At 74.0% G+C, this 20,975-nt stretch carries 23 protein-coding genes and 6 tRNA genes; 15 read left to right on the top strand and 14 right to left on the bottom strand.

Features of this window, described 5'->3' with window-relative positions; translation table 11 throughout:
• Window positions 1–639 (top strand): response regulator transcription factor, encoded by a 639-nt coding sequence (locus MTO91_RS16940; RefSeq protein WP_476654906.1) that lies wholly within the window; start codon window positions 1–3, stop codon window positions 637–639.
• Here the strand turns inward: MTO91_RS16940 and MTO91_RS16935 are convergent.
• On the bottom strand, window positions 636–2,411 hold the full coding sequence (locus MTO91_RS16935; protein ID WP_476651847.1) for an NHL domain-containing thioredoxin family protein: 1,776 nt from the start codon (window positions 2,409–2,411) through the stop codon (window positions 636–638). The genes MTO91_RS16940 and MTO91_RS16935 overlap by 4 nt on opposite strands.
• 77 nt (window positions 2,412–2,488) lie before the next feature.
• Here MTO91_RS16935 and MTO91_RS16930 point away from each other — a divergent pair, with 77 nt between their 5' ends.
• Together MTO91_RS16930 and MTO91_RS16925 are read left to right on the top strand one after the other, a co-directional pair.
• Window positions 2,489–3,295 (top strand): Fpg/Nei family DNA glycosylase, encoded by an 807-nt coding sequence (locus MTO91_RS16930; RefSeq protein WP_476651845.1) that lies wholly within the window; start codon window positions 2,489–2,491, stop codon window positions 3,293–3,295.
• 24 nt (window positions 3,296–3,319) lie between these two features.
• Window positions 3,320–3,898, top strand: coding sequence for a hypothetical protein (locus tag MTO91_RS16925; protein WP_405416564.1), 579 nt, complete (start codon window positions 3,320–3,322; stop codon window positions 3,896–3,898).
• A 27-nt stretch (window positions 3,899–3,925) separates the two neighbouring features.
• On the opposite strand, the gene MTO91_RS16920 is transcribed toward MTO91_RS16925, so the two are convergent.
• Together MTO91_RS16920 and pgi are read right to left on the bottom strand one after the other, a co-directional pair.
• Window positions 3,926–4,597, bottom strand: a complete 672-nt coding sequence (locus MTO91_RS16920) for a phosphatase PAP2 family protein (protein WP_476651844.1) — start codon at window positions 4,595–4,597, stop codon at window positions 3,926–3,928.
• Window positions 4,598–4,642: 45 nt separating this feature from the next.
• Window positions 4,643–6,313, bottom strand: a complete 1,671-nt coding sequence (gene pgi / locus MTO91_RS16915) for a glucose-6-phosphate isomerase (protein WP_476651843.1) — start codon at window positions 6,311–6,313, stop codon at window positions 4,643–4,645.
• Between the two features lie 473 nt (window positions 6,314–6,786).
• On the opposite strand from pgi, the gene MTO91_RS16910 reads away from it, so the two are divergent.
• The 3 genes from MTO91_RS16910 (at window position 6,787) to MTO91_RS16900 (ending at window position 8,708) form a co-directional block, all read left to right on the top strand.
• Window positions 6,787–7,254, top strand: a complete 468-nt coding sequence (locus MTO91_RS16910) for a DoxX family protein (protein ID WP_100878037.1) — start codon at window positions 6,787–6,789, stop codon at window positions 7,252–7,254.
• 144 nt (window positions 7,255–7,398) lie between these two features.
• Complete coding sequence (locus MTO91_RS16905) at window positions 7,399–8,280, top strand: HipA family kinase (protein ID WP_476651841.1); 882 nt, start codon at window positions 7,399–7,401, stop codon at window positions 8,278–8,280.
• Complete coding sequence (locus MTO91_RS16900; RefSeq protein WP_251784999.1) at window positions 8,277–8,708, top strand: DUF3037 domain-containing protein; 432 nt, start codon at window positions 8,277–8,279, stop codon at window positions 8,706–8,708. Before MTO91_RS16905 ends, MTO91_RS16900 begins: the two co-directional genes overlap by 4 nt.
• 70 nt (window positions 8,709–8,778) lie before the next feature.
• Here the strand turns inward: MTO91_RS16900 and MTO91_RS16895 are convergent, their stop codons facing one another.
• Window positions 8,779–9,255, bottom strand: a complete 477-nt coding sequence (locus tag MTO91_RS16895; protein ID WP_224402138.1) for an SRPBCC family protein — start codon at window positions 9,253–9,255, stop codon at window positions 8,779–8,781.
• 140 nt (window positions 9,256–9,395) lie between these two features.
• Here MTO91_RS16895 and MTO91_RS16890 point away from each other — a divergent pair, with 140 nt between their 5' ends.
• Both MTO91_RS16890 and MTO91_RS16885 read left to right on the top strand, forming a co-directional pair.
• Window positions 9,396–10,469, top strand: a complete 1,074-nt coding sequence (locus MTO91_RS16890; protein WP_476651838.1) for a phosphotransferase family protein — start codon at window positions 9,396–9,398, stop codon at window positions 10,467–10,469.
• 103 nt (window positions 10,470–10,572) lie between these two features.
• Entirely contained in the window at window positions 10,573–11,058 is a 486-nt protein-coding gene (locus tag MTO91_RS16885; protein ID WP_062395952.1) for a DUF6069 family protein, read from the top strand.
• A gap of 2 nt (window positions 11,059–11,060) precedes the next feature.
• On the opposite strand, the gene MTO91_RS16880 is transcribed toward MTO91_RS16885, so the two are convergent.
• A complete protein-coding gene (locus MTO91_RS16880; RefSeq protein WP_476651836.1) occupies window positions 11,061–12,401 on the bottom strand; it encodes a cytochrome P450 in 1,341 nt (446 codons plus the stop codon).
• A 122-nt stretch (window positions 12,402–12,523) separates the two neighbouring features.
• Here MTO91_RS16880 and MTO91_RS16875 point away from each other — a divergent pair, with 122 nt between their 5' ends.
• Window positions 12,524–13,399, top strand: a complete 876-nt coding sequence (locus MTO91_RS16875; protein WP_251784996.1) for a metallophosphoesterase family protein — start codon at window positions 12,524–12,526, stop codon at window positions 13,397–13,399.
• 56 nt (window positions 13,400–13,455) lie between these two features.
• Window positions 13,456–14,799 (top strand): FAD-dependent oxidoreductase, encoded by a 1,344-nt coding sequence (locus MTO91_RS16870; protein ID WP_476651834.1) that lies wholly within the window; start codon window positions 13,456–13,458, stop codon window positions 14,797–14,799.
• A 65-nt stretch (window positions 14,800–14,864) separates the two neighbouring features.
• On the opposite strand, the gene MTO91_RS16865 is transcribed toward MTO91_RS16870, so the two are convergent.
• Both MTO91_RS16865 and MTO91_RS16860 read right to left on the bottom strand, forming a co-directional pair.
• The gene (locus MTO91_RS16865; protein ID WP_179762439.1) at window positions 14,865–15,167 is read right to left on the bottom strand and encodes a hypothetical protein; all 303 of its coding nucleotides are present in this window, start codon (window positions 15,165–15,167) and stop codon (window positions 14,865–14,867) included.
• 21 nt (window positions 15,168–15,188) lie between these two features.
• A complete protein-coding gene (locus MTO91_RS16860; protein ID WP_020624102.1) occupies window positions 15,189–15,443 on the bottom strand; it encodes a type B 50S ribosomal protein L31 in 255 nt (84 codons plus the stop codon).
• Window positions 15,444–15,518: 75 nt separating this feature from the next.
• On the opposite strand from MTO91_RS16860, the gene MTO91_RS16855 reads away from it, so the two are divergent.
• Window positions 15,519–15,926, top strand: coding sequence for a hypothetical protein (locus tag MTO91_RS16855; protein ID WP_405416576.1), 408 nt, complete (start codon window positions 15,519–15,521; stop codon window positions 15,924–15,926).
• A gap of 97 nt (window positions 15,927–16,023) precedes the next feature.
• Window positions 16,024–16,842 (top strand): SDR family oxidoreductase, encoded by an 819-nt coding sequence (locus tag MTO91_RS16850; protein WP_476651832.1) that lies wholly within the window; start codon window positions 16,024–16,026, stop codon window positions 16,840–16,842.
• A 2-nt stretch (window positions 16,843–16,844) separates the two neighbouring features.
• On the opposite strand, the gene MTO91_RS16845 is transcribed toward MTO91_RS16850, so the two are convergent.
• A tRNA-Gly gene (locus MTO91_RS16845) sits at window positions 16,845–16,920 on the bottom strand.
• Between the two features lie 113 nt (window positions 16,921–17,033).
• Here MTO91_RS16845 and MTO91_RS16840 point away from each other — a divergent pair.
• A complete protein-coding gene (locus tag MTO91_RS16840) occupies window positions 17,034–17,780 on the top strand; it encodes an SDR family oxidoreductase (protein ID WP_476651830.1) in 747 nt (248 codons plus the stop codon).
• 68 nt (window positions 17,781–17,848) lie between these two features.
• On the opposite strand, the gene MTO91_RS16835 is transcribed toward MTO91_RS16840, so the two are convergent.
• From MTO91_RS16835 to MTO91_RS16810, 6 genes are all read right to left on the bottom strand, one after another.
• Window positions 17,849–17,923: transfer RNA gene (locus tag MTO91_RS16835), tRNA-Val, on the bottom strand.
• A 1-nt stretch (window position 17,924) separates the two neighbouring features.
• Window positions 17,925–17,996 (bottom strand) — tRNA-Cys (locus MTO91_RS16830).
• A 30-nt stretch (window positions 17,997–18,026) separates the two neighbouring features.
• A tRNA-Gly gene (locus MTO91_RS16825) sits at window positions 18,027–18,099 on the bottom strand.
• Between the two features lie 235 nt (window positions 18,100–18,334).
• A tRNA-Val gene (locus tag MTO91_RS16820) sits at window positions 18,335–18,409 on the bottom strand.
• Between the two features lie 19 nt (window positions 18,410–18,428).
• A tRNA-Gly gene (locus MTO91_RS16815) sits at window positions 18,429–18,501 on the bottom strand.
• Window positions 18,502–18,657: 156 nt separating this feature from the next.
• Complete coding sequence (locus tag MTO91_RS16810) at window positions 18,658–19,086, bottom strand: SsgA family sporulation/cell division regulator (protein ID WP_020624097.1); 429 nt, start codon at window positions 19,084–19,086, stop codon at window positions 18,658–18,660.
• A gap of 278 nt (window positions 19,087–19,364) precedes the next feature.
• On the opposite strand from MTO91_RS16810, the gene MTO91_RS16805 reads away from it, so the two are divergent.
• Window positions 19,365–20,042: an RNA polymerase sigma factor gene (locus MTO91_RS16805; protein ID WP_251784990.1), complete on the top strand. Its 678-nt coding sequence runs from the start codon at window positions 19,365–19,367 to the stop codon at window positions 20,040–20,042.
• A 20-nt stretch (window positions 20,043–20,062) separates the two neighbouring features.
• Window positions 20,063–20,965: an anti-sigma factor domain-containing protein gene (locus MTO91_RS16800; protein WP_476651828.1), complete on the top strand. Its 903-nt coding sequence runs from the start codon at window positions 20,063–20,065 to the stop codon at window positions 20,963–20,965.
• The last annotated feature ends 10 nt before the right edge of the window (window positions 20,966–20,975 follow it).

The raw sequence follows: 20,975 nt of genomic DNA, 5'->3' as shown, positions 1-20,975 counted from the left end.
ATGCGGGTGGTCCTCGCCGAGGACTCGGTGCTGCTGCGCGAGGGTCTGGTCCGGCTGCTGGAGGAGGCGGACGCGACGGTGCTCGCCGCCGTCGGGGACGGCACCGCGCTCGTCGCCGCGGTGGAGGAGCACCAGCCCGAGGTGGCCGTCGTCGACGTCCGGATGCCGCCCTCGTTCACCGACGAGGGGCTGCGGGCCGCGCTGGAGATCCGCAGGCGGTTCCCGTCGGTCGGCATCCTGGTGCTGTCGCAGTACGTCGAGGAGTCCTACGCCACCGACCTGCTGGAGGCCGGCGGCGGGGTCGGGTACCTGCTCAAGGACCGTGTGTCCAGGCTCGCCGACCTCTCCGACGCACTCGGCCGGGTCGCCGCGGGCGGCACCGTGCTGGACCCCGAGGTCGTCTCCGCGCTGCTCACCAAGCGCCGCCGGCGCGACCCCCTGGCCGAGCTGTCCCCGCGCGAGCGCGAGGTGCTGGAGCTCATGGCCCAGGGCCGCACCAACATCGCCATCGGGCGGCTCATGGTGATCACCCAGGGCGCGGTGGAGAAGCACATCTCCTCGATCTTCACCAAGCTCGGGCTGCCGCCGTCGTCGGACGACCACCGCCGCGTGATGGCGGTCCTGGCCTGGCTGGGCTAGACCGAGCGCAGGTCCAGCGCCAGCTCGGCGGACCCGCCGTCGTCGACGGTCACCGGGATGCCCCAGTCCTGCTGGTAGCGGTGGCAGGCGGCGAACCCGTCCGACGGGTCGTCGCAGGCCGCCGCGGTCACCGCGACCTGCAGCACCCCGGCGCCGACGCCCGGGTCCAGGCGCAGCTCGCGGGTCAGCCCGGTCGCGGTGCCCCCGCCGGACAGCAGCAGCGACGGCGGGTCGGCCGCCACGGTCAGCGACGTCGGGTCGCCGTACCGGTCGTCCAGGTGCTGCCCGGTGGGCGGGGCGAACCCGATCCGCAGCGCCACTCCGGGGGCGAGGGCCGTCGGGGTCCGCCGGACGACGTGGGCGTCGCCGGACACCAGCGACCCGGCCGGGACGGGCAGCCGCACCAGCCGGTGCGCCGCGGACTCGACGACGACCAGCGTCTCGCCGTCGACGAGCAGGTCCGACGGTTCGGCGAGCCCCTCGGCCAGCGTCGAGACCAGGTTCGTCGCGGGGTCGAACCGGCGCACCGCGCCGTTGTAGGTGTCGGCGACGGCGACCGAGCCGTCGGGCAGCACGGTCACCCCGAGCGGGTGCTGCAGCAGCGCCTGCGCGGCCGGGCCGTCGCGGTGCCCGAACTCGAACAGCCCCTGCCCGACGGCCGTCGCGACCGCGGCCCCGGGGCCGTCGCCGACCCGGCGCAGCGCGGAGATCTCGGAGTCGGCGACCCACAGCGTCCCGTCGGGGCCGGCGGCCAGCCCGGACGGCTGGGCGAAGAACGCCTCGTCGAACGCGCCGTCGCGCAGTCCCTCGGTGGTGGTCCCGGCCAGGACCCGGGCCTCGCCGGTGGCGGGGTCGAGGGTCCACAGCTGGTGCGGTCCCGCCATCGCGACGACGACCGTCCCGCCCCACCACGCCAGGTCCCACGGCGAGGACAGCAGCGACGACGCGCCATCGACGGCGACCCGCTCGCGCAGCTGCTCACCGGTCCCGGCCAGGGTGGACACGGTGCCGTCGGCCAGGTCGACCCGCCGGACCGCGTGGTTGACGGTGTCGGCGACCAGCACGGCGTCGCCGGAGGGGAGGACCAGCAGCCCCTGCGGCTCGGAGAACCGGGCCGCCGCCGTCGCGCCGTCGGAGAGCCCGCGCTCCCCGGACCCGATCCGCCGCACCTCGGTCTCCAGGTCGGACTCCAGCTCGACGAGCTGGTGGTGGGCGGTGTCGGACACGAGGAACGTGCCGCCGGGCAGCGCGACGACCTTCCCGGGGAACCGCAGCGCGGTGTCCGGCGCGGGCGGCGGGACGTACGGGTCGTCCCCGCGGCGCAGCCGGTCGCCGTGTGTGCCGACCAGCTCCCGGACCAGCGCGGCCAGCCCGGGGCCGTGGCCCTCGCCCGCCATCCGGGCGACGACGAACCCGTCCGGGTCGATGACGGCCAGGGTCGGCCAGGCGCGGGCGGCGTAGGCGTCCCAGGTGGTGAGCTCCGGGTCGTCGAGGACGGGGTGGGTGACGTCGTAGCGCTCCACGGCGGCCTCGACGGCGGCCGGGTCCGCCTCGTGCAGGAACTTCGGCGAGTGCACCCCGATGATCGTCAGGACGTCACCGAACTCGGCTTCCAGGGGCCGCAGCTCGTCGAGCGCGTGCAGGCAGTTGACGCAGCAGAACGTCCAGAAGTCGAGCACCACGATCCGCCCGCGCAGCCCGGCGAGGGTCACGTCCTCACCGCCGGTGTTGAGCCACCGCCGTCCGCGCAGTTCGGGCGCCCGCACCTTCATCCGTTCACCAGCAGTCACACCGGCCCCAACGACGGACCGGCGCGCGCGTGTTCCCCGGCCACGCCACACTGACCGTCATGCCCGAGCTGCCCGAGGTGGAGAACGCACGCACGGTCCTCGCCGAGGCCGTCGGCCGCACGATCACCGTCGTCGACGACCGCGACGACTGGGTCTGCCGCCCGCACCGGCCCGGTGACATCGCCTCGGCGCTGAAGGGCGGGCGGCTCACCCGGGCGAACCGGATCGGCAAGACCATGTGGTGCGACACCGAGACCGCCGACGGCGAGGCGGGGCCCGCGCTCGGCGTGCATCTCGGGATGGGCGGACGGATCGTCGTCACCGACTCCGACGGCGAGCGCATCGGCGGCGGCCCCGCCCGCCCCGACCGGCAGCCGCGCAAGGCCGAGTGGGACCGGTTCACCATGACCTTCGACGACGGCGGGCAGTTCCGGCTGTTCGACAAGCGCCGTCTCGGCCGGGTCCGGCTCGACCCCGACCTGTCCGGTCTCGGCCCCGACGCGGAGGGGATGAAGCCGGCCGAGTTCCGCGACCGGCTGCTGCGCGGCACGTCGGCGGTGAAGGCACGGCTGCTCGACCAGTCCGTGCTGGCAGGCGTCGGGAACCTGCTGGCCGACGAGACGCTGTGGCAGGCGCGGATCTCGCCGAAGGCCCCGGTGCGCGACCTGACCCGCACCGACCTGGACCGGCTGCAGCGCAACCTCGACCGCGCGCTGGAGCGGGCCGTCGTGAACGGTGGCGTGCACACCGGTGAGATCGTCGAGCACCGGCACCCGGGTGGGCACTGCCCGCGCTGCGGGGCCGAGATGGTGCACGGGACCGTCGGCGGGCGGTCGACCTGGTGGTGCCCGCAGGAGCAGGTCTGACCGGGGGCCGTGCACAATCACCCCATGCCGGACACGTCCGACACCGCTCTGCTCTTCCTCGACCGCGGCCTCGTGCGCGCCGACGACACCCCACCCGATCCCGCGGCCCAGCGCCGCGCCCACACCCTGGTGCGGACCGCCCGCGGTGCCCGATGGGTCGTCCCCGTGCTCCTGCTCGTCGTACTGGTGCTCGCCTTCACCCCGGTGGCGGGCGCGGCGTTCTGGGTGGCGGCCGTCGTCGTGCTGGTCGGGGTCGTGGCCGTGGTGCTGCTGCTGACCCGCGCGGCCGCCGTCGCGCACGCCACGGCGGGGCTCCCGGTGCCGATCGAGATCACCGGGAAGGTCGCGACCGCGATGCGTGCCGTGCTCGCCATGACCGGCGCGCTGCGCACCCACCGGAGGGCCGGCGGTGCCGCCGAGGGGGTCGCGCTGCTGCGGCAGTGGACGACGGCGACCGAGGCGTTGCGCGCGGCGTGGCTGCGCGACGACATCGGTGCCTGGCACGACCACGCCCGCACCCTCGCCGCGGCGGGGGAGCGGGCCACGCGCATCACCGGCGGCCTGACCGGCGCCGCGACGCCGGACGGGGACGCCGCGGGCTGACCGGCGCCCTGGTGGGGCCGCGCGGGGTCAGGCCGCGGCGGTGTCCGGTCGCCGGGTCCGCCGGGCGAGCACCAGCGACAGCACCGTTACCCCGGTGAACGCCAGCGCCGCCCCGAGCGTCCACCCGGCGAGCACGTCGGAGAGCCAGTGCACACCCAGATAGATGCGGGTGAACCCGACGGCCCCCGCCCACAGCACCGCGAACGCGGTGAGCAGCACCCGGCCGCGTGACCGCAGCACCGGCCACAGCACGAGCACCAGCGTCGTCCATGCGGCGGCGGCCATTGTCGCGTGCCCGGACGGCAGCGACTCGTTCGCCACGGCCATCACCTGCAGGTCTGCCGGCGGACGGGCCCGGTCGAGGATCCGCTTGACCACCGTGAACACCACGCTGGCGACGAGCGGGACCGCGGCCAGGCACAGGCCCTCCGCGACCCGGCCGCGCACCGCGAGCACGGCCCCGCCGACGAGCGCGACCGCCGTGCTCCCGACGGTGTTGCCGAGCTCGGTGACGACCAGCGCGCCCACGGTGACGCCGGGGATCCGGTCCGCGGCCAGCCCGACGGCGGTCTCGGTGTCACCGCCCTGCAGCACGCCCGTCCACGCCAGGGCGATGAGCACCCCGGCGAGGACGAGCAGGGCCGCAGCGACCGGACCGGTGACGCGGGCCCGCAGCGGGGCCGACGGTTGATCGTTCACCGGGCGATCCTCCCCCTGGCGACGCTCCTCCGCCGGAGAGGTGCCTCAGCGACCACGCCAGGCGCGGTAGCGGCCGATCAGCGCGGCGGTGGAGGTGTCGAGACCGGCCTCGGCGGCGTCCGGCGGGTTCGGGTCGTGGAGCGCGGGGCCGAACTGCTTGGCCATGACTTTGCCGAGCTCCACACCCCACTGGTCGAAGGAGTCGATGCCCCAGATCGTGCCCTCGACGAAGGTGACGTGCTCGTAGAAGGCGATGATCTGCCCCAGCACCGACGGGGTCAGCTTCTCGGCCAGGATCGTCGACGACGGCCGGTTGCCCGGCATCACCTTGTGCGGCACGACGTCGGCCGGGGTGCCCTCGGCCTCGATCTCCGCGGCGGTCTTGCCGAACGCCAGCGCCGCGGACTGGGCGAACAGGTTCGCCATGAACAGGTCGTGGGAGTCGGCGGCGTCCTCGCCGGGCAGGTCGTGGTGCGGGCGGGCGAATCCGATGAAGTCGCACGGCACGAGCCGGGTTCCCTGGTGCAGCAGCTGGTAGAACGCGTGCTGGCCGTTGGTGCCCGGCTCGCCCCAGAAGATCTCGCCGGTGGTCGTGGTGACCGGGGTGCCGTCGCCGCGCACGGACTTGCCGTTGGACTCCATGGTCAGCTGCTGCAGGTAGGCGGGCAGCCGGTGCAGGTACTGGGAGTACGGCAGCACCGCGCGGGTGTCGGCGCCGAAGAAGTTCGCGTACCAGACGCCGAGCAGCCCGGAGATCACCGGCAGGTTCTGCTCGAGCGGGGTGTGCCGGAAGTGCTCGTCCATGGCGTGCATGCCGGCGAGGAACTCCGCGAAGTGCTCGCGGCCGATCGCGCACATCAGCGACAGCCCGATCGCGGAGTCCAGCGAGTAGCGGCCGCCGACCCAGTCCCAGAACCCGAACATGTTGTCGGTGGAGATGCCGAACTCCGACACCTTCTCCGCGTTCGTGGAGACCGCGGCGAAGTGCTTCGCGACGACCCCGGTGTCGTCCGTCCCGAGCCCGGACAGCAGCCAGGACCGCGCGTTGCGGGCGTTGGTCAGCGTCTCCTGCGTGGTGAACGTCTTCGACGAGACGACGAACAGCGTGGTCGCCGGGTCGAGGTCGCGGGTCTTCTCGTACAGGTCGGTCGGGTCGATGTTGGACACGAACCGGCACTCGAGGTCGCGCTGGGCGTAGTCGCGCAGCGCCTCGTAGGCCATGACCGGTCCCAGGTCGGAGCCCCCGATGCCGATGTTGACCACCGTGCGGATCCGCTGCCCGGTGGACCCGGTCCACGCCCCGGAGCGCACCGCGTCGGTGAACTCGCCCATCCGGTCCAGGACGGCGTGCACGTCGGCGACGACGTCCTGGCCGTCGACGGTGAGCGACGCGTCACGCGGCAGCCGCAGGGCCGTGTGCAGCACGGCCCGGTCCTCGGAGGTGTTCACATGCTCACCGGTGAACATCGCCTCGGTGCGGGCGGGCAGCCCGGCCGCCCGCGCCAGGTCCGTCAGCAACCCGACCGTGTCGCGGGTGATGCGGTGCTTGGAGTAGTCGAGCACCAGGTCGGCCCCGGTGGCGGTGAGCGCACCGGCGCGGTCGGGGTCGTCGTCGAACAGCGACCGCAGGTGCCGCGGCTCGACCTCCGCCGCGTGCTCGGTCAGCGCCGTCCATTCCGTGGTCGCCGTGATGTCGTGGCTGTTCGTGTCGGACACGACGGCCATCATGGCGCAGCGCCGGGGCCCGAGCGCGACGGCACGACCCGGCGGCGCGTCACTGGGCCGCTCGGGCGTACCGCCCGGCGCGCGCAGGGTCGTGCGGGACGAGCGGTCTGTCCGGATCGACGGGCTGCACGTGGCCCCGACGGTCGGTGACCCCCGGGTGGGTGAGTCGCCGGTCACTGCGACGTCCGGGTGATCTCCGCTCCGACAGGGACACGCAGCGTGCCCGCGACCTGCGACGACGCCGGATCGGGGCGACCGCTCGACCGGTCGTGCCGTGTGGGCCACCGGCCACAGTGCTCCCCGGTCGGGTGACACGCGGTGGCGCACATCTCGTCGCGTGCTGCGGCCGTCTCGTCGCGCAGGGTGGCTGAACCGGGCGGCGTAGCGCGTTCGTGCCTCTAGGGTCTTGTGCAGTCCGTGGTGACGAGCTCACCCGCGGTGATCATCTCGTACCTGGAGGAACCGTGTACCGCTCCCTGACCGGAACCCCGCGCGACGTCGCGCTGCTCGTCGCCCGCCTGCTGCTGGCCTACATCATGGTCATGCACTCGTGGAAGAAGATCGACGCCGGTCTGTTCGACACCGCCGCCGTGTTCGCGAAGTTCGGCATCCCGCTGGCGATCGGCGCGGCGTCGTTCACGATCGTGGTCGAGCTCGTGTTCTCGGTCTCGGTCGCCCTCGGTGTCCGCATGGTCCTGCCCGGCGCGATGATGACGTTCGTGATGGCCGGCGCGATCTGGTTCGTCCACGGCAAGAACGGCCTGTTCATGGCCGACAACGGCTGGGCGCTCGTCGGCACCATCATCTGCGCCACGCTGATCCTCATGTCCACCGGCCCGGGCCGGTTCAGCGTCGACGAGCTCCTGTCCCGCCAGGCGGCCCGCCGGATGGAGCAGACCCAGGCGATCCCGCGCCAGACCGTCTCGGTCTGACCCGCACCTCCCGGTCTGCCCGCGCGCCCCGGAGCCGGGCGGGCCGGTGACCCTCCTCCCGGACCGCCCGCGAGCGCGACCACGGCCCGCACCCCGACGCCACGGGGTGCGGGCCGCATCCGTGCTCGGCGCTAACCTCCGCGGGTGAGCCACGAGCGGACGACCGAGGGGCGGGCGCTGCCCCGGCTGACCGCGATCCGGTACGTGACCCCGCTGCGCGAGGGCGGGTCGCTGCCCGGGCTGATGGAGGCCGACGACCTCGGCACCTACGCGGTCAAGTTCACCGGCGCCGGGCAGGGCCGCGCGGTGCTGGTCAACGAGATCGTGTCCGGGGAGCTCGCCCGCGCGCTGGGCCTGCCCGTCCCGCGGATCGCGACGATCGTCGTCGACGGGACGCTCGGGCGCACCGAGCCGGACGAGGAGGTCCAGGAGCTGCTCCGGAACTCCCACGGGCTCAACCTGGCCGTCGACTTCCTGCCCGGGGCACTCGACCTGGACCCGGTCGCGTTCGACGTCGGGCCCGGGTTCGCCGGTCGGGTGCTCTGGTTCGATGCGCTCGTCGGCAACGTCGACCGCTCCTGGCGGAACTCGAACATGCTGCTCTGGCACCGCAGGCCCTACCTGATCGACCACGGAGCGACGCTCACCTTCGCCCACGACTGGTCGGCCGCGCCACGGTTCGCCCACCGCCCGTTCGACGCCGGCGACCACGTGCTGCTCGGCGCCCACCCCGACCTCGACGCCGCGGACGGCGCACTCGCCCCGCTGGTCACCCCGGACCTGCTCGAGGGGGTGCTGGCGCTGGTGCCCGACGAGTGGATCGCCGACGTCGACGGCGTCGGGGGCCCCGACGCCGTGCGCGCCGCGTACGTCCAGGCGCTCGCGGCCCGGGTCGCGGCGCGCGGGGAGTGGCTGCCGGGCGTCGCCGCGACGGTGGCGGCGGGCAGACCACGGCCGGTCGACCGTGCCCCACGCCGTCCGCCGTGGCTCCGGATCGGCGGCGTCGGCGGCGGTGAGGGTCGGTGAGCGGCCTCGTCGCCTACGAGTACGCGCTGCTGCGGGTCGTGCCCCGGGTGGAACGCGGCGAGTCGATGAACGCCGGGGTGCTCCTGCACTGCCGGGCCCGCGACGTCCTCGCGGTGCGGGTCCACCTCGACCGCGCCCGGCTGGCCGCGCTCGACCCGACCGCCGACGCCGACGCCGTCGACGAGCTGCTGGCGACGGTGGCCGCGGTGGCCGCGGTGCCCGAGCCACCGCGCTCGGACCGGCACGCCACCGGCGCGCTGGCCGCCCGCGGGCCCGGCGCGGGGGAGGACATCGGACGCCGCTTCCGGCGCCTCACCACCGCACGCAGCACCATCGTGTGCCCCGGCCCGGTCCACACAGGACTCACCGAGGACCCGGCCGCGGAGGCCGAGCGGCTGCTCGCCCGCCTCGTCCTGCCGCTGTCCTAGGGTGACCCCGGCCGGAACGCACGACGGCGCCGCCCGGTGACCGGTGCGGCGCCGTCGGGTGTGGACGGTCTCAGGAGGAGGCGGCCCGTCCGGCCTTCTCGATCGAGTCCGCGAGCTGGTCCTCGCTGAGCATCGGGAAGAAGCCGCGGAAGCCCTGGTCCTGCACGCCGCTCCAGTCGTAGACCTGGGTGACCGTCGTGCCGTCGCCCTCGGGCGCGAGGTGCCAGGTGTAGGTGTGGCCCTCGGCGCGCACGTCGCCGATCGTGTCCTTCTTCGCGTCGATCGGGTGCATCGACGGCGCCCAGCCGATCACGCGGTCCTGCTCGAAGGACGTGACGGTGTTCTTCATCTGGTAGTCGCCGAGGTCGCCGTTGTGCATGTTCATCACGAACTCGTCGCCGACACCGCTGATCTCCGTCGAGCCCTCGACGCCCCGCAGCATCCCGGCGCCGTCGATCTCCTGGTGCCGGGTGGGGGTGGACAGCAGCGCGAACAGCTGCTGCGGGGTGGCGGACACGGTGCGGGTGACGGTGATCTGGTCGCTCACGGGTTCCTCTCCCACCGGTCGTCGTCGACGGCGCCGGGGTGCGCCGGACGCGACCGGTCATGATCAGGGGAGAGGTGCCCGCAATCGTCGCGCCCGAAACGGGGGTGGTCGGCGCGGGGGCGATCATGTTGCATCGGGGGATGACCGACGCACACGACGGGGTGGACCCGGTCGCCCTGACCCGCTGGCTGGCCGCCGAGGTGCCGCGGGTCGAGCTCGGCGACGGCCCGGTGGCCGTGGAGCGGATCTCCGGCGGGCACTCCAACCTGACCTTCCGGGTCACCGACGCCCGCGGCACGCCGTACGCGCTGCGTCGCCCGCCGACCGGGGGCGTGCTCGCCACCGCGCACGACATGGGCCGGGAGTGGCGCTTCCTGACCGCGCTGGCCGGTACCGCGGTCCCGGTGCCGGAGCCGGTCGCCCTGTGCTCGGACACCGCGGTGCTGGGCGCCGGCTTCTACCTGATGGGCTGGGTGGACGGCGTGGTCCCGGGGGACCGCGCCGCGGGCGAGGCCGTCCCCGAACCGGAGCGGCGGGCCTGCGGTCTCGACACCGCCGAGGTGCTCGCGGCGCTGCACGCCGTCGACCCGGCCGAGGTGGGGCTCGGCGACCTGGAGCGGCCCGGCCGCTACCTGGAACGGCAGCTGCGCCGCTGGCACCGGCAGGCGCACGCGGGCGCGTTCACCGACCTCGCCGCGCTCGACGCCGCGCACGCCGCGCTGGTCGAGGCGATGCCGCCGGAGCCGGCCGGCGGGCCGCGGATCGCCCACGGCGACTTCCGGCCGGGGAACCTGTCGTTCCGCGGCGGCCGGATCACCGGCGTCTTCGACTGGGAGCTCGCGGCCCTGGGGGAGCCGCTGGCCGACCTGGGGTGGCTGCTGGCGTCCTGGGAGCGTCCGGGCGACACGCTGCCCGCGATCACCAGCGGCCCGACCGCGGCGCCCGGCTGGCCCGACCGCGACCTCGTCGCCACCCGCTACGCCGAGCGCTCCGGGCGCGCGCTGGACCAGCTGCCGTACTGGGTGGCGTTCGCGCACTGGCGCTGTGCCTGCATCGGGACCGGGGTCTGGACGCGCTACGCCCAGGGCAACATGGGCTCGGGCGCCGAGTCCGGGGAGGCCCTGGAGCGCCGTCGCGGGCGCGTGGTCGCCGACGCGGAGGCCGCGCTCGCCGCGTTGCGGCGCGGGCCGACGGGGCGTCCTCGCGGGGCGTAGTCTGCTGCCCACCACAGGTGATCACCCGGGCCCGGGTGGTCCCCGTCGCGCCGCGCCACACCGACGCCGCGCACGGCCCGTCCGCGACCGGGGGAGTACGACGATGTCCGAGGCCGACGACCGCACCCGAGAGATGAGCCGGGAGACCGCCCGGCCGCGTCCCCGCAGCGGGGTGAACCCCGGTCGGCTGTGGGCCGGCGGTGTGGCGACGGCGGTGATCGCCGCGTTGATCGCCCTGGTGGGGCTGCTGATCCTGCAGGTCCTGCTGCAGATCCCGTACCTGGCCCCGGCCGTCTCCGAGCCGCTCGACGGCTGGGCCGCGGCGCAGAGCCTCGCGATCTGGGCGGCGGTCGCCGGGCTGGCGGCCACCGGGCTCGCGCACCTGCTGCTGGTCGCGGTGCCGAGCCCGATGTCCTACTTCGGCTGGATCGCGGGGCTGCTCACCGCGCTGGCCGCGGTGTCCCCGCTGATCCTCACCGAGCAACCCTGGACCGTCCGCATCGCCACCGCGGTGATCCACCTCGTGATCGGGATGTCGATCATCAGCCTGGTGACGACGACGGTCACCAGCGCCACCAACCGGGCCTGAGCTCAGGCGTCGACGGGGACCCGGGCGTCGCCCAGGCGGACCGGCAGCGTCCGGTAGCCGCGCAGCACCCGGGTCCCGCGCAGCTCGGCCGGGCCGTCGGCGCGCAGGTCGGGGTAGCGGTCGAACAGCGCCCGCAGCCCCACCTCGCCCTCCATCTTCGCCAGCGCCGCGCCCAGGCAGTAGTGGATCCCCTGGCTGAACGCCACGTGCCGGTCCGCGCCCGCGCGCCCGACGTCGAACCGGGCGGGGTCGGGGAACACGTCCGGGTCGCGGTTCGCGCCCCCGAGGTGGGTGAGCACCAGCGCGCCCCGCTTGACCGGGAACCCGCACACCTCGGTGTCGCGCGCGGCGACGCGCCCGGTCCGCTGGACGGGGGAGTCGTAGCGCAGGACCTCGTCGACGGCGTTCGGCCACAGCGCCGGGTCGGCCTGCAGCCGGGCGAGCTCGTCGGGGTGGGTCAGCAGCAGCCGGGTGCCGTTGCCGATGAGGTTGACCGTCGTCTCGAACCCGGCGGCGAGCAGCAGCATCGCCAGCGACAGCAGCTCGTCGTGGGTGAGCCGGCCCTCCTCCTCGTCGTAGGCGGCGACCAGCGAGGACAGGATGGAGTCGTTGGGCTCCCGGCGCAGCCGCTCGAAGTGCCCGGCCATCCAGTCGGTGAGCGCGTCGATGTCGCGCTCGGAGCGGTGGAACGTCGCGTAGTCCAGGCCCATGTCGAGGGAGTAGGCGCCGCCCTCGCCCCACTCCAGGAACTTCTCCCGCATCTCCACCGGGGCACCGAGCATCTCGGTGATGACGGTGGCCGGCAGCAGGGAGGCGTAGCCGGAGATGACGTCGGTGCGCCGGTCGGCGCCGGCCCGGGTCTCGAGGTCCGCGAGCAGCTGCGCGGCGATCTCCTCGGTGCGCCCGCGCAGCGAGGAGATCGCCTTGGCGCTGAACGAGCGGGTGACCAGCTTGCGGATCCGGTTGTGGTCCGGCGGGTCGATCGACAGCAGCGACGGCGGCTCGGCCGGCCCGAGCGGCCAGGTCCCGCCCGCGGCGAGCAGCGCGCGCAGCAGGCCCGGCGCGTTCTCCGGCATGCGCAGCCCGACGCAGAAGTCGGGGCTGCGCAGCACCTCGGTGGTGATCTCGTGGTCGACCGTGGTCCAGGTCAGCGCGGAACGCACCATCCGGCCCTGTCCACGGATCTGCTCGTAGGCCGGGTACGGGTCCCGGACCGCGTCCGGGTTGATGATCATGTGCGCGCCCAGGTCACCCTTGGCCGCCTGACGGGTCACCTCCCGCCGCATCGCCCCGTGCCGCAGCACCCACCGGATCCACCGTCGTACTCCCCGCGATGCCGCCATCCCGGCCTCCCCGCCTCGTCGTCGAGCTCGGTCCCGAAGCTACCAGCAGTAAGTTACCGCGGGTAGGTACGTTTCCGGCCCCGGCGGACGGTGGGCCGGACCCCACCGGGTACCAATGGCGGGTGACCGCCGTCGGGGAGCCGCGCCTGCTCGCGGTCAGTGACCTGCACGTGCGGCACGCGGAGAACGCCGACATCGCCGCGGGGCTGCACCCGGGACACCCGGGGGACTGGCTGATCGTCGCGGGTGACGTCGACGAGCGGATCGAGAGCGTCGTCGCCACGCTCGCCGTGCTGCGGGAGCGTTTCGCGCAGGTGCTGTGGACCCCGGGCAACCACGAGCTCTGGACCCGCGCCAAGAACGCCCGGGCCGACGCGGTCGAGCAGCTCGCCGGCGTCGCCCGCTACGACGAGCTGGTCCGTCGCTGCCGGGACGTCGGGGTGCTGACCCCGGAGGACGCGTGGCCGGTGTGGGACGGCCCGGGTGGACCGGCCGTCGTCGCGTCACTGTTCGTGCCCTACGACTACTCGTTCCTGCCCGCCGGCACCACGACGTCGGAGGAGGGGCTGGCCGCGGCGTACGCCGCCGGTGTCGTCTGCACCGACGAGTACCTGCTCCATCCGGCCCCGTACGCCACGCGTGCCGAGTGGTCCGCGGCCCGGGTGGCGTCGACGGCGGCCCGCCTCGACGCGCTCGACCCGGACCTGCCGACGGTGCTGGTCAACCACTGGCCGCTGGTCCGCGAGCCCTGCGACGTCCTCTGGTACCCGGAGTTCGCGCTCTGGTGCGGCACGACGGCGACGGCCGACTGGCACCGCCGCTATCGGGCGCGGGTGGTCGTGCACGGCCACCTGCACATCCCGCGGACGGTCACCGTCGACGGCGTCCCGTTCGTCGAGGTGTCGCTGGGCTACCCGCGGGAGTGGCGACGCCACTCCGAGCGCGTCGGCGGCCACTTCCCGGACCTGTTGCCGCGCACGGTGTTGCCTGCATCATAGTTAGGTAAGGCTTACCTTGCTATAGCCTCGGGGTCCGTCGACACCCGAGGAGAACGATGACTGCGCTGCGCGTCGCCGTGATCGGCGCCGGTCCGGCTGCCGTCTACGCCGCCGACACCCTGCTGAAGTCCGATGCCGACGTCGCCGTGGACCTGTTCGAGAAGCTGCCCGCCCCGTTCGGGCTGGTCCGCTACGGCGTCGCCCCGGACCACCCGCGGATCAAGCAGATCGTGCACGCCCTGCACCGCGTGCTGGACCGCCCCGGCGTGCGGCTGTTCGGCAACGTCCACTTCGGGACCGACATCACCCTGTCCGACCTGCGCGACCACTACGACGCGGTCATCGCGGCCACCGGCTGCGAGCGGGACCGGGACCTCGACGTCCCCGGCGTCGACCTGCCGGGCAGCCACGGCGCCGCCCGCTTCGTGCAGTGGTACGACGGCCACCCCGACGTGCCCCGGGACTGGACGCTCGACGCGTCGTCGGTCGCGGTGATCGGCGCCGGGAACGTGGCCCTGGACGTCGCCCGGATCCTGGCGAGCACCGCCGAGGGCCTGTCGGGCACCGAGATCCCGGACTCGGTCCATGCCGGGCTCGCGGTCAACCGGGCCACGGACGTGCACGTGTTCGCCCGCCGCGGGATCGCGCACGCCCGGTTCAGCCCGATGGAGCTGCGCGAGCTCGACCACGTGCCGGGCGTCGAGGTGGTCGTCGACCCGGCCGACGTCGAGTTCGACGACGTCGCCGCCGCCGAGGTCCGTTCGGCCAAGCACGTCGAGATGGTGGTGCGGACCCTGCAGGGATGGGCGCTGCGGGACCGGCGCGGCGACCCGCGCCGGGTGCACCTGCACTTCCTCGCGCGCCCCGAGCGGATCCTCGGCACCGACCGCGTCGAGGGCATCCGGATCGAGCGCACCGAGTACACCGGCCACGGCGACGTCCGCGACACCGGCGAGTTCACCGACATACCGGTCGGTGCGGTCTACCGGGCGATCGGCTACACCGGCTCGCACCTGGCCGGGTTGCCCTTCGACCACGAGCACGGCGTGCTGCCGCACCGCGAGGGGAGGGTGCACGACATCGACGGCCAGGAGCTGCCCGGCGTCTACGCCGTCGGCTGGATCAAGCGCGGCCCGGTCGGGCTGATCGGGCACACCAAGGGCTGCGCCTCGGAGACCGTCGCGAGCCTGCTGGCCGACGCGCCGCAGCTGCCCCGGGCGCCCCGCCGCGACCCGGCCGAGGTCGACGCGCTGCTGGAACGCCGGGGCGTGGAGTACACGACCTGGACCGGCTGGCTCGCGCTCGACAAGCACGAGCGCGGCCTCGGCGAGGCACGCGGCCGCGAGCGGACGAAGGTCGTGCCGCGCGAGGACATGGTGGAGATCAGCAGGACGGGATGACCCTCCGGCCCACGACGCCGGATGCCGGGGTGGGTGGTCGCGGAACCCCGCGGCCGCCCACCCGATCACTCCCGCGGGTCCCGGGGCCCGGGCAGTGCCCGTGGGGGTCGGCGCCCGACCGGCTCGCGCCGTCCCCGCTCCCGGGGCGGGACGAACAGCCACCACAGGATCCACAGCCCCGGGCCGCTGGTCAGCAGGATCGCGGTGGCCAGCCAGCCGTCGCGCCACAGGGCGCCGGCGACGATCCAGCCCGCGATCCACACCACCATCGCGACGAGCCGGATCCGGATGCGACGACCGTGCTCGACCGTCAGCGGCTCGGTCAGGTCGGTGACGACCTGGACCCGTTCGCGACGGCGGCGGCGCATGCCTCCCGACGCTACGCGGGCCTAGCCGCGCGTGCGCTCCCCGAAGCGGCGGCGGAACTTCTCGACCTGGCCCGCGGCGTCGAGCACCCGGGCGTTGCCCGTCCAGAACGGGTGCGACGCCGAGGTCGTGTCCACCTTGATCAGGGGATAGGTGTTCCCGTCCGACCACTCGACGGTCTCGCGCGAGGTCTCGGTCGACCGGGTCAGGAACTCGTCGCCGGTGGACGTGTCGCGGTAGACGACCGGACCGTACGGGGGGTGGATGCCGGGCTTCACGGTGTTCCTCCTGCGTCGCGGGTGTTACCGTCGACTGTAATCGACAACGATTACTGTTTGCAGGAAGGGGTGCCGGTGGACGGGTTCACGGTGGTCCGGTGCGGGGCCTGCGCCCACGCGCCGTCGGGGTTCGACGAGGACGCGCACGGCACCGTCGCGGCCCTGCCCGGCGTCGACGAGGTGCTGGTCGAGGGCCTGCGCGCGGTGGTGCAGGACAGCACCCAGGGGGTGCTCGTGACCGCGGGGTGCCGGCTCGGGCCGGGTGTCTGCGCGGCGCGGCGGCCCGGGCTGATGGTGCTGGTGCAGGCGTGCGACGCCGCCCGCACGCGTCCCGAGTCGCCGGTGGTCGCGGTCGGCCCGGTCCGCGGCACCGACGACGTCCGTGCGGTGACCCGCTGGCTGCAGGACGGCGGCGCCCCCGACCCGCAGGCACTGCCCGCTCGGCTGCGCTGCGCGATCACCCCGGAGACCGCCCGCGGCTGACGCACGCGAAGCGCCTCCCCGGGCCGCCGGCCGGTGACGTCGGCGCGGGGCGACAACTCCCTCGCGCGGGCGCGCCCCGGTCGGGCAGGGTCGGGGAGTGAGCACGCTGCGCCGGGACCCGATGCCGTTGCGCGGCCGGACCGCGCTCGTGACCGGAGGCGGCCGGCGCGGCGGGATCGGGCACGCGACCGCCTGCCGGCTCGCCGCCTACGGCGCGGCCGTCGTCGTGCACCACTTCGCCCCGCACGACGCGACGCAGGAGTGGGGCGCCGACGACGTCGACGCCGCTCTCGCGGAGGTCCGGGGACACGCGACGGCACCGGTCGCCGGGGTGCACGCCGACCTCGCCGACCCGGCCGCGCCGCAGCGTCTGCTCGACGCCGCCCGCGAGCTCACCGGGCCGGTCGACCTGCTCGTCGCCAACCAGGCCCTGTCGGGCTCCGACGGTCCGCTGGGGGAGCTGTCCGAGGAGCTGGACCGGCACTGGGCGGTCGACGCCCGCGCGTCGATCCTGCTGGTCCAGGCGTGGGCGAACGCGCACGACGACACCCGCCCCGGCGGCGCGGCCGTCCTGCTCACCTCGGGGCAGGCACGCGGGCCGATGCCGGGCGAGGTGGCCTACGCAGCGGCGAAGGCGGCCGTCGCGGGCATCACCCCGACGCTGGCCGACCAGCTCGCGGACCGGCGGCTGCGGGTCAACACGGTGAACCCGGGGCCGGTCGACACCGGCTACCTCGGCGCGCAGGCGTTCCGGGCGATGGCCCCGATGTTCCCGTTCGGCCGATTCGGTGAGCCCGACGACCCGGCCCGGATGATCGCGTGGCTGTGCACCGACGAGGCGGCCTGGATCACCGGACAGGTGATCGACTCGGAGGGTGGGTTCGCCCGGCATCGCAACGGGTGGCGACCGTGGTGACGTGGAGCGGACGACGGGATTCGAACCCGCGACCCTCACCTTGGCAAGGTGATGCGCTACCAGCTGCGCTACGTCCGCAGTCGCACCGTCTCCGGCGCGTGCTGCCCCACGATAACGCACCCGCTCCCGGGAGCTGCGCCGCACCCCGGCGATGATCACTACGTCGCCGGGTCCGCGGGTACACCGCTGTCATGAGCGGACGGTTGGACGGGACGACGGTGATCGTGACGGGCGCGTCGAGCGGTATCGGCGAGGCGACCGCCCGGGCGCTGGCCGCCGAGGGGGCGACGGTGGCGCTGCTGGCCCGGCGCCGGGAGCGCCTCGAGGCGCTGGCGACGGAGCTGCCGAGGGCGTCGGTGCACCCGGTGGACGTCACCGACGACGACGCGCTGCACGCCGCCGTCGCGGCGGTGGTCGAGCAGCACGGCGGGCTGGACGTCCTCGTCAACAACGCCGGCTTCGGGTCCTGGGGCCCGGCGGCCGAGTCCGACGTCGCGGACTGGCGTACGATGATCGACGTCGACCTCACGGGCGTCCTGTCGACGACGCACGCGGCCCTGCCGCACCTGGCGACGGCGGCCGGTGGGCCGCGCGGCGTCGCCGACGTGGTCACGATCAGCTCGGTGGCCGGGCGGCGGGTCCCGTCGCCGGAGAGCAACGTCTACGCGGCCACCAAGCACGGGGTCGGCGCGTTCTGCGAGGCGCTGCGCCAGGAGTACGCCGAGCGCCACGTACGGGTCGGCCTCGTGGAGCCCGGCCTGGTCGCCTCGGAGATGACGACCTCGGGTGCGGAGTACGCACCGGATGCGACCTCGAAGGGCGGGCGCGGGGTGCTGAAGCCCGCCGACATCGCCGACGCCGTCGTCTACATCGTGACCCGCCCGCGGCACGCGGCGGTCAACGAGATGCTCGTGCGCCCGGTGGAACAGGTGCGCTGAACCGCGGCGGGGGAGGCCCGGAAAGCAGAATCCCCGGGGCCGGACTTCCGGCCCCGGGGATCCGGGAATGGTGCGCGATACTGGGATTGAACCAGTGACCCCTACCGTGTCAAGGTAGTGCTCTCCCGCTGAGCTAATCGCGCGAGGCGGCGGCGGGAATCGAACCCGCGTACAGGGCTTTGCAGGCCCTTGCCTAAGCCACTCGGCCACGCCGCCGGAAACCGGCCTGCTGTCGGGGCCCGGCAGAGCGGACGACGGGATTCGAACCCGCGACCCTCACCTTGGCAAGGTGATGCGCTACCAGCTGCGCTACGTCCGCATGTCGCACCGTTCCCGAGGTGTTTCCGCAAGTTCCCGGTGCGTTGGGAGAACAGTAGCGCACCGTCCGTGGCCGCTGTCGAGGGGGTACCCGATGATCGTCCGTCCAGGTCAGCGGGGCCACGACCGCCGGACGAGCGCGGGGGAGGGTGCCGTGGGGGGTCGGCGGTGCGCGTCGCCGTACCCGGAAATGCGAAATCCCCGGGGCCGATGTGCGGCCCCGGGGATCCGGGAAATGGTGCGCGATACTGGGATTGAACCAGTGACCCCTACCGTGTCAAGGTAGTGCTCTCCCGCTGAGCTAATCGCGCGTGGGAAGAGAAGTCTCCGAGCGGACGACGGGATTCGAACCCGCGACCCTCACCTTGGCAAGGTGATGCGCTACCAGCTGCGCTACGTCCGCACCGTGCACCGCGTCCTGGGCCGTGAGGCCCGTCCGCGGTGCGGTGAGAGAACACTAGCACCCGCCCCGAGGGGGGTCCGACCGCCCCCTCTCTCCACCACCGGATGTCCTCTCACGTGCGGAGACGGGCTCCGCCCGGTGGTGGGGTACGTCGGGTCAGTCCCGGGCGGTGGTGTCGAGCAGGTCGGCGAGGGCGGCGTCGAAGTCGAGCCACGAGTACTCGGCGGCGGCCGGCACGGCGTCGTAGGTCGCCTGCAGGAACTCCGACAGCGTCGCCGCGGAGGTGGTGAACAGGGCGTGGCCCGACGGAGAGGTGAGCTCGAGCTCGATCCGGGTCGGGTCGTCGCTCATCGGCTGCACCCGGACGTCGCCGGTGCCGGCGGAGTCGACCAGCCCGTCGCCGAGCAGGTCGCGGGCGAAGACCCAGTCGACCGTGGTGTCGTGACCGGTCTTGAACGAGGCCTGCACGGCGTAGGGGTCGCGGCTGGTGTAGGACAGCTCGACCTTCACGGGAACGACAGGCGCGTCCGGAGCGATGAGCTCGAACATGGCCGTCGCCCGGATCGTCTTGGACTCGTCGCGCATCGGTGATCCTCTTTCGTGGGGGCGTTGCGTGGGGCGTCAGTGTGGGAACGAGACAGAAGGCCTCGGGGTGACGGGTTCGATGCGCAAGAACGTGGATCACCGTGGGATGACCCCCGATCGAGTCACAACGGTGTAACTCGCTGCGTGTGGCGACAGGGCTGAACGGGCTCCGCGCCGTCCTGGCGTGTGAGCCGTGTGACCGAGAACGACTACTCTCGTCGGAGTTCGAACCGGAACGGGTGCGGACACCGAACACAGCAATCGTGAGGACAACGCTGGTGGCAGGCATCGCCGATCCGCCGGACCGCCCCGAGCACGGGCGGGCCGCCGGGCCTGCCGCGCGCCGTGACCCGTCGCGTCGTGACGACGCGGGGGACACGCGACTCGTGCAACGGATCGTGTCGGGCGACTCGACCGCACTGGGTGAGCTGTACGACCGCTTCGGGCGTCAGGCCTACTCCCTCGCACGACGTATCTGTGCCGACGAGGGGCTGGCCGAGGACGTCGTGCAGGAGGTCTTCCTGGCCTTCTGGCGCGACCCGTCGCGCTTCGACCCGGCCAAGGGCCGCTTCGGTACCTGGCTGCTGACCCTGGTGCACCACAAGTCCGTCGACGCCGTCCGCCGGGAGAGCGCCATCCGGCGCCGCACCGTCCCGGCGTCGGACGACGGCGCGGAGTGGAACGCCCCGCCCGGCCCGGGCGCCGACGAGGGGGCCATCGGCGCACTCGTCGCCGGACAGGTGCGCGACGCGCTCGGTCAGCTGCCCGCGGACCAGCGGAAGGTCCTCGCGCTGGCGTACTACGGCGGCTACACACAACGCGAGGTGGCTGCGATGACCGGGGTGCCGCTGGGCACCGTGAAGTCCCGCATGTTCACCGGGGTGGCCAAGCTCCGGAACCTGCTGGGCCCGGCGCTCGGGGAGGCCGGGGGAGACCTGGCGGGAGGGCTGTCGTGAACGAGGGGAGGCCCTGTCCGATGAACGAACAGACGGTCGGGTGGGCGCTGCACGCCCTCGAACCCGACGAGGAGATCGAGGTGGTGCAGCACCTCGAGGGCTGCGACGAGTGCCGACGGCTCGCCGCGGACGTCGCCGGGACGACGACCGTGCTCGGTGGCGCGGTGCCACAGGTCGAGCCGCCGCCGTCGCTGCGGGAGTCGATCCTGGAGCAGGCCCGGCAGACCCCGCAGGTCGGACGCGAGTCCGACCGCGCGGTGCCGCGGCACGCCCTGCGCGACGAGACGTCCTCCGCCGACGGAGCCGGCTACGAGGGGCCGCAGGCTGGCGACGCCGCGCCGCGCGCCCGCCCTGCGCGGTCCGAGCGGTCCACCGGGCCCGCGACACGCCCGTCGGGAGGCGCCGGACGAGGTCCGGCCCGGAACGGGTGGCTGCGCCGCCCCGGACGGGTACTGGTCGCCGCGGCCGTCGCACTCGCGGTGATCGTGGGCGGGGGAGCGGCGTTCGGGCAGATCCAGTCGCTGCAGGCCGAGCGGGACGCGAGCCTCGCGCAGGCCCAGGAGCTGCGCGACGTGCTCTCCGCCATCGCGCAGCCCGGGACACCGCACGCCTTCCTCTCCGCGGAGCCGGGGGCGCCGATGGTGGCCGCGGTCGTCGTGAAGGACGGACAGCGCCAGGTCATGCCGATGGGGCTGGACCCCAACGAGACCGCGGACCAGACCTACGTCCTGTGGGGACTCGACGGTGACGGAACTCCGCGCGCGGTCGGCACGTTCGACGTGCGAGCGGGGCAGTCGGGACCGGTGTCCGTAGAATCGCCCGACAGCGGGAGCTACGGGACATACGCCGTCTCGCTCGAGCGCGGAAGGGAGGCTCCCCCCGCGCCGACCAAGGTAGTCGCGGCCGGGCAGGTGGAGACCTGAGTACGACGGA

The sequence above is a fragment of the Pseudonocardia sp. 2-7 genome, assembly GCF_056341085.1.
This window is presented reverse-complemented; position numbering and strand designations above follow the sequence as displayed.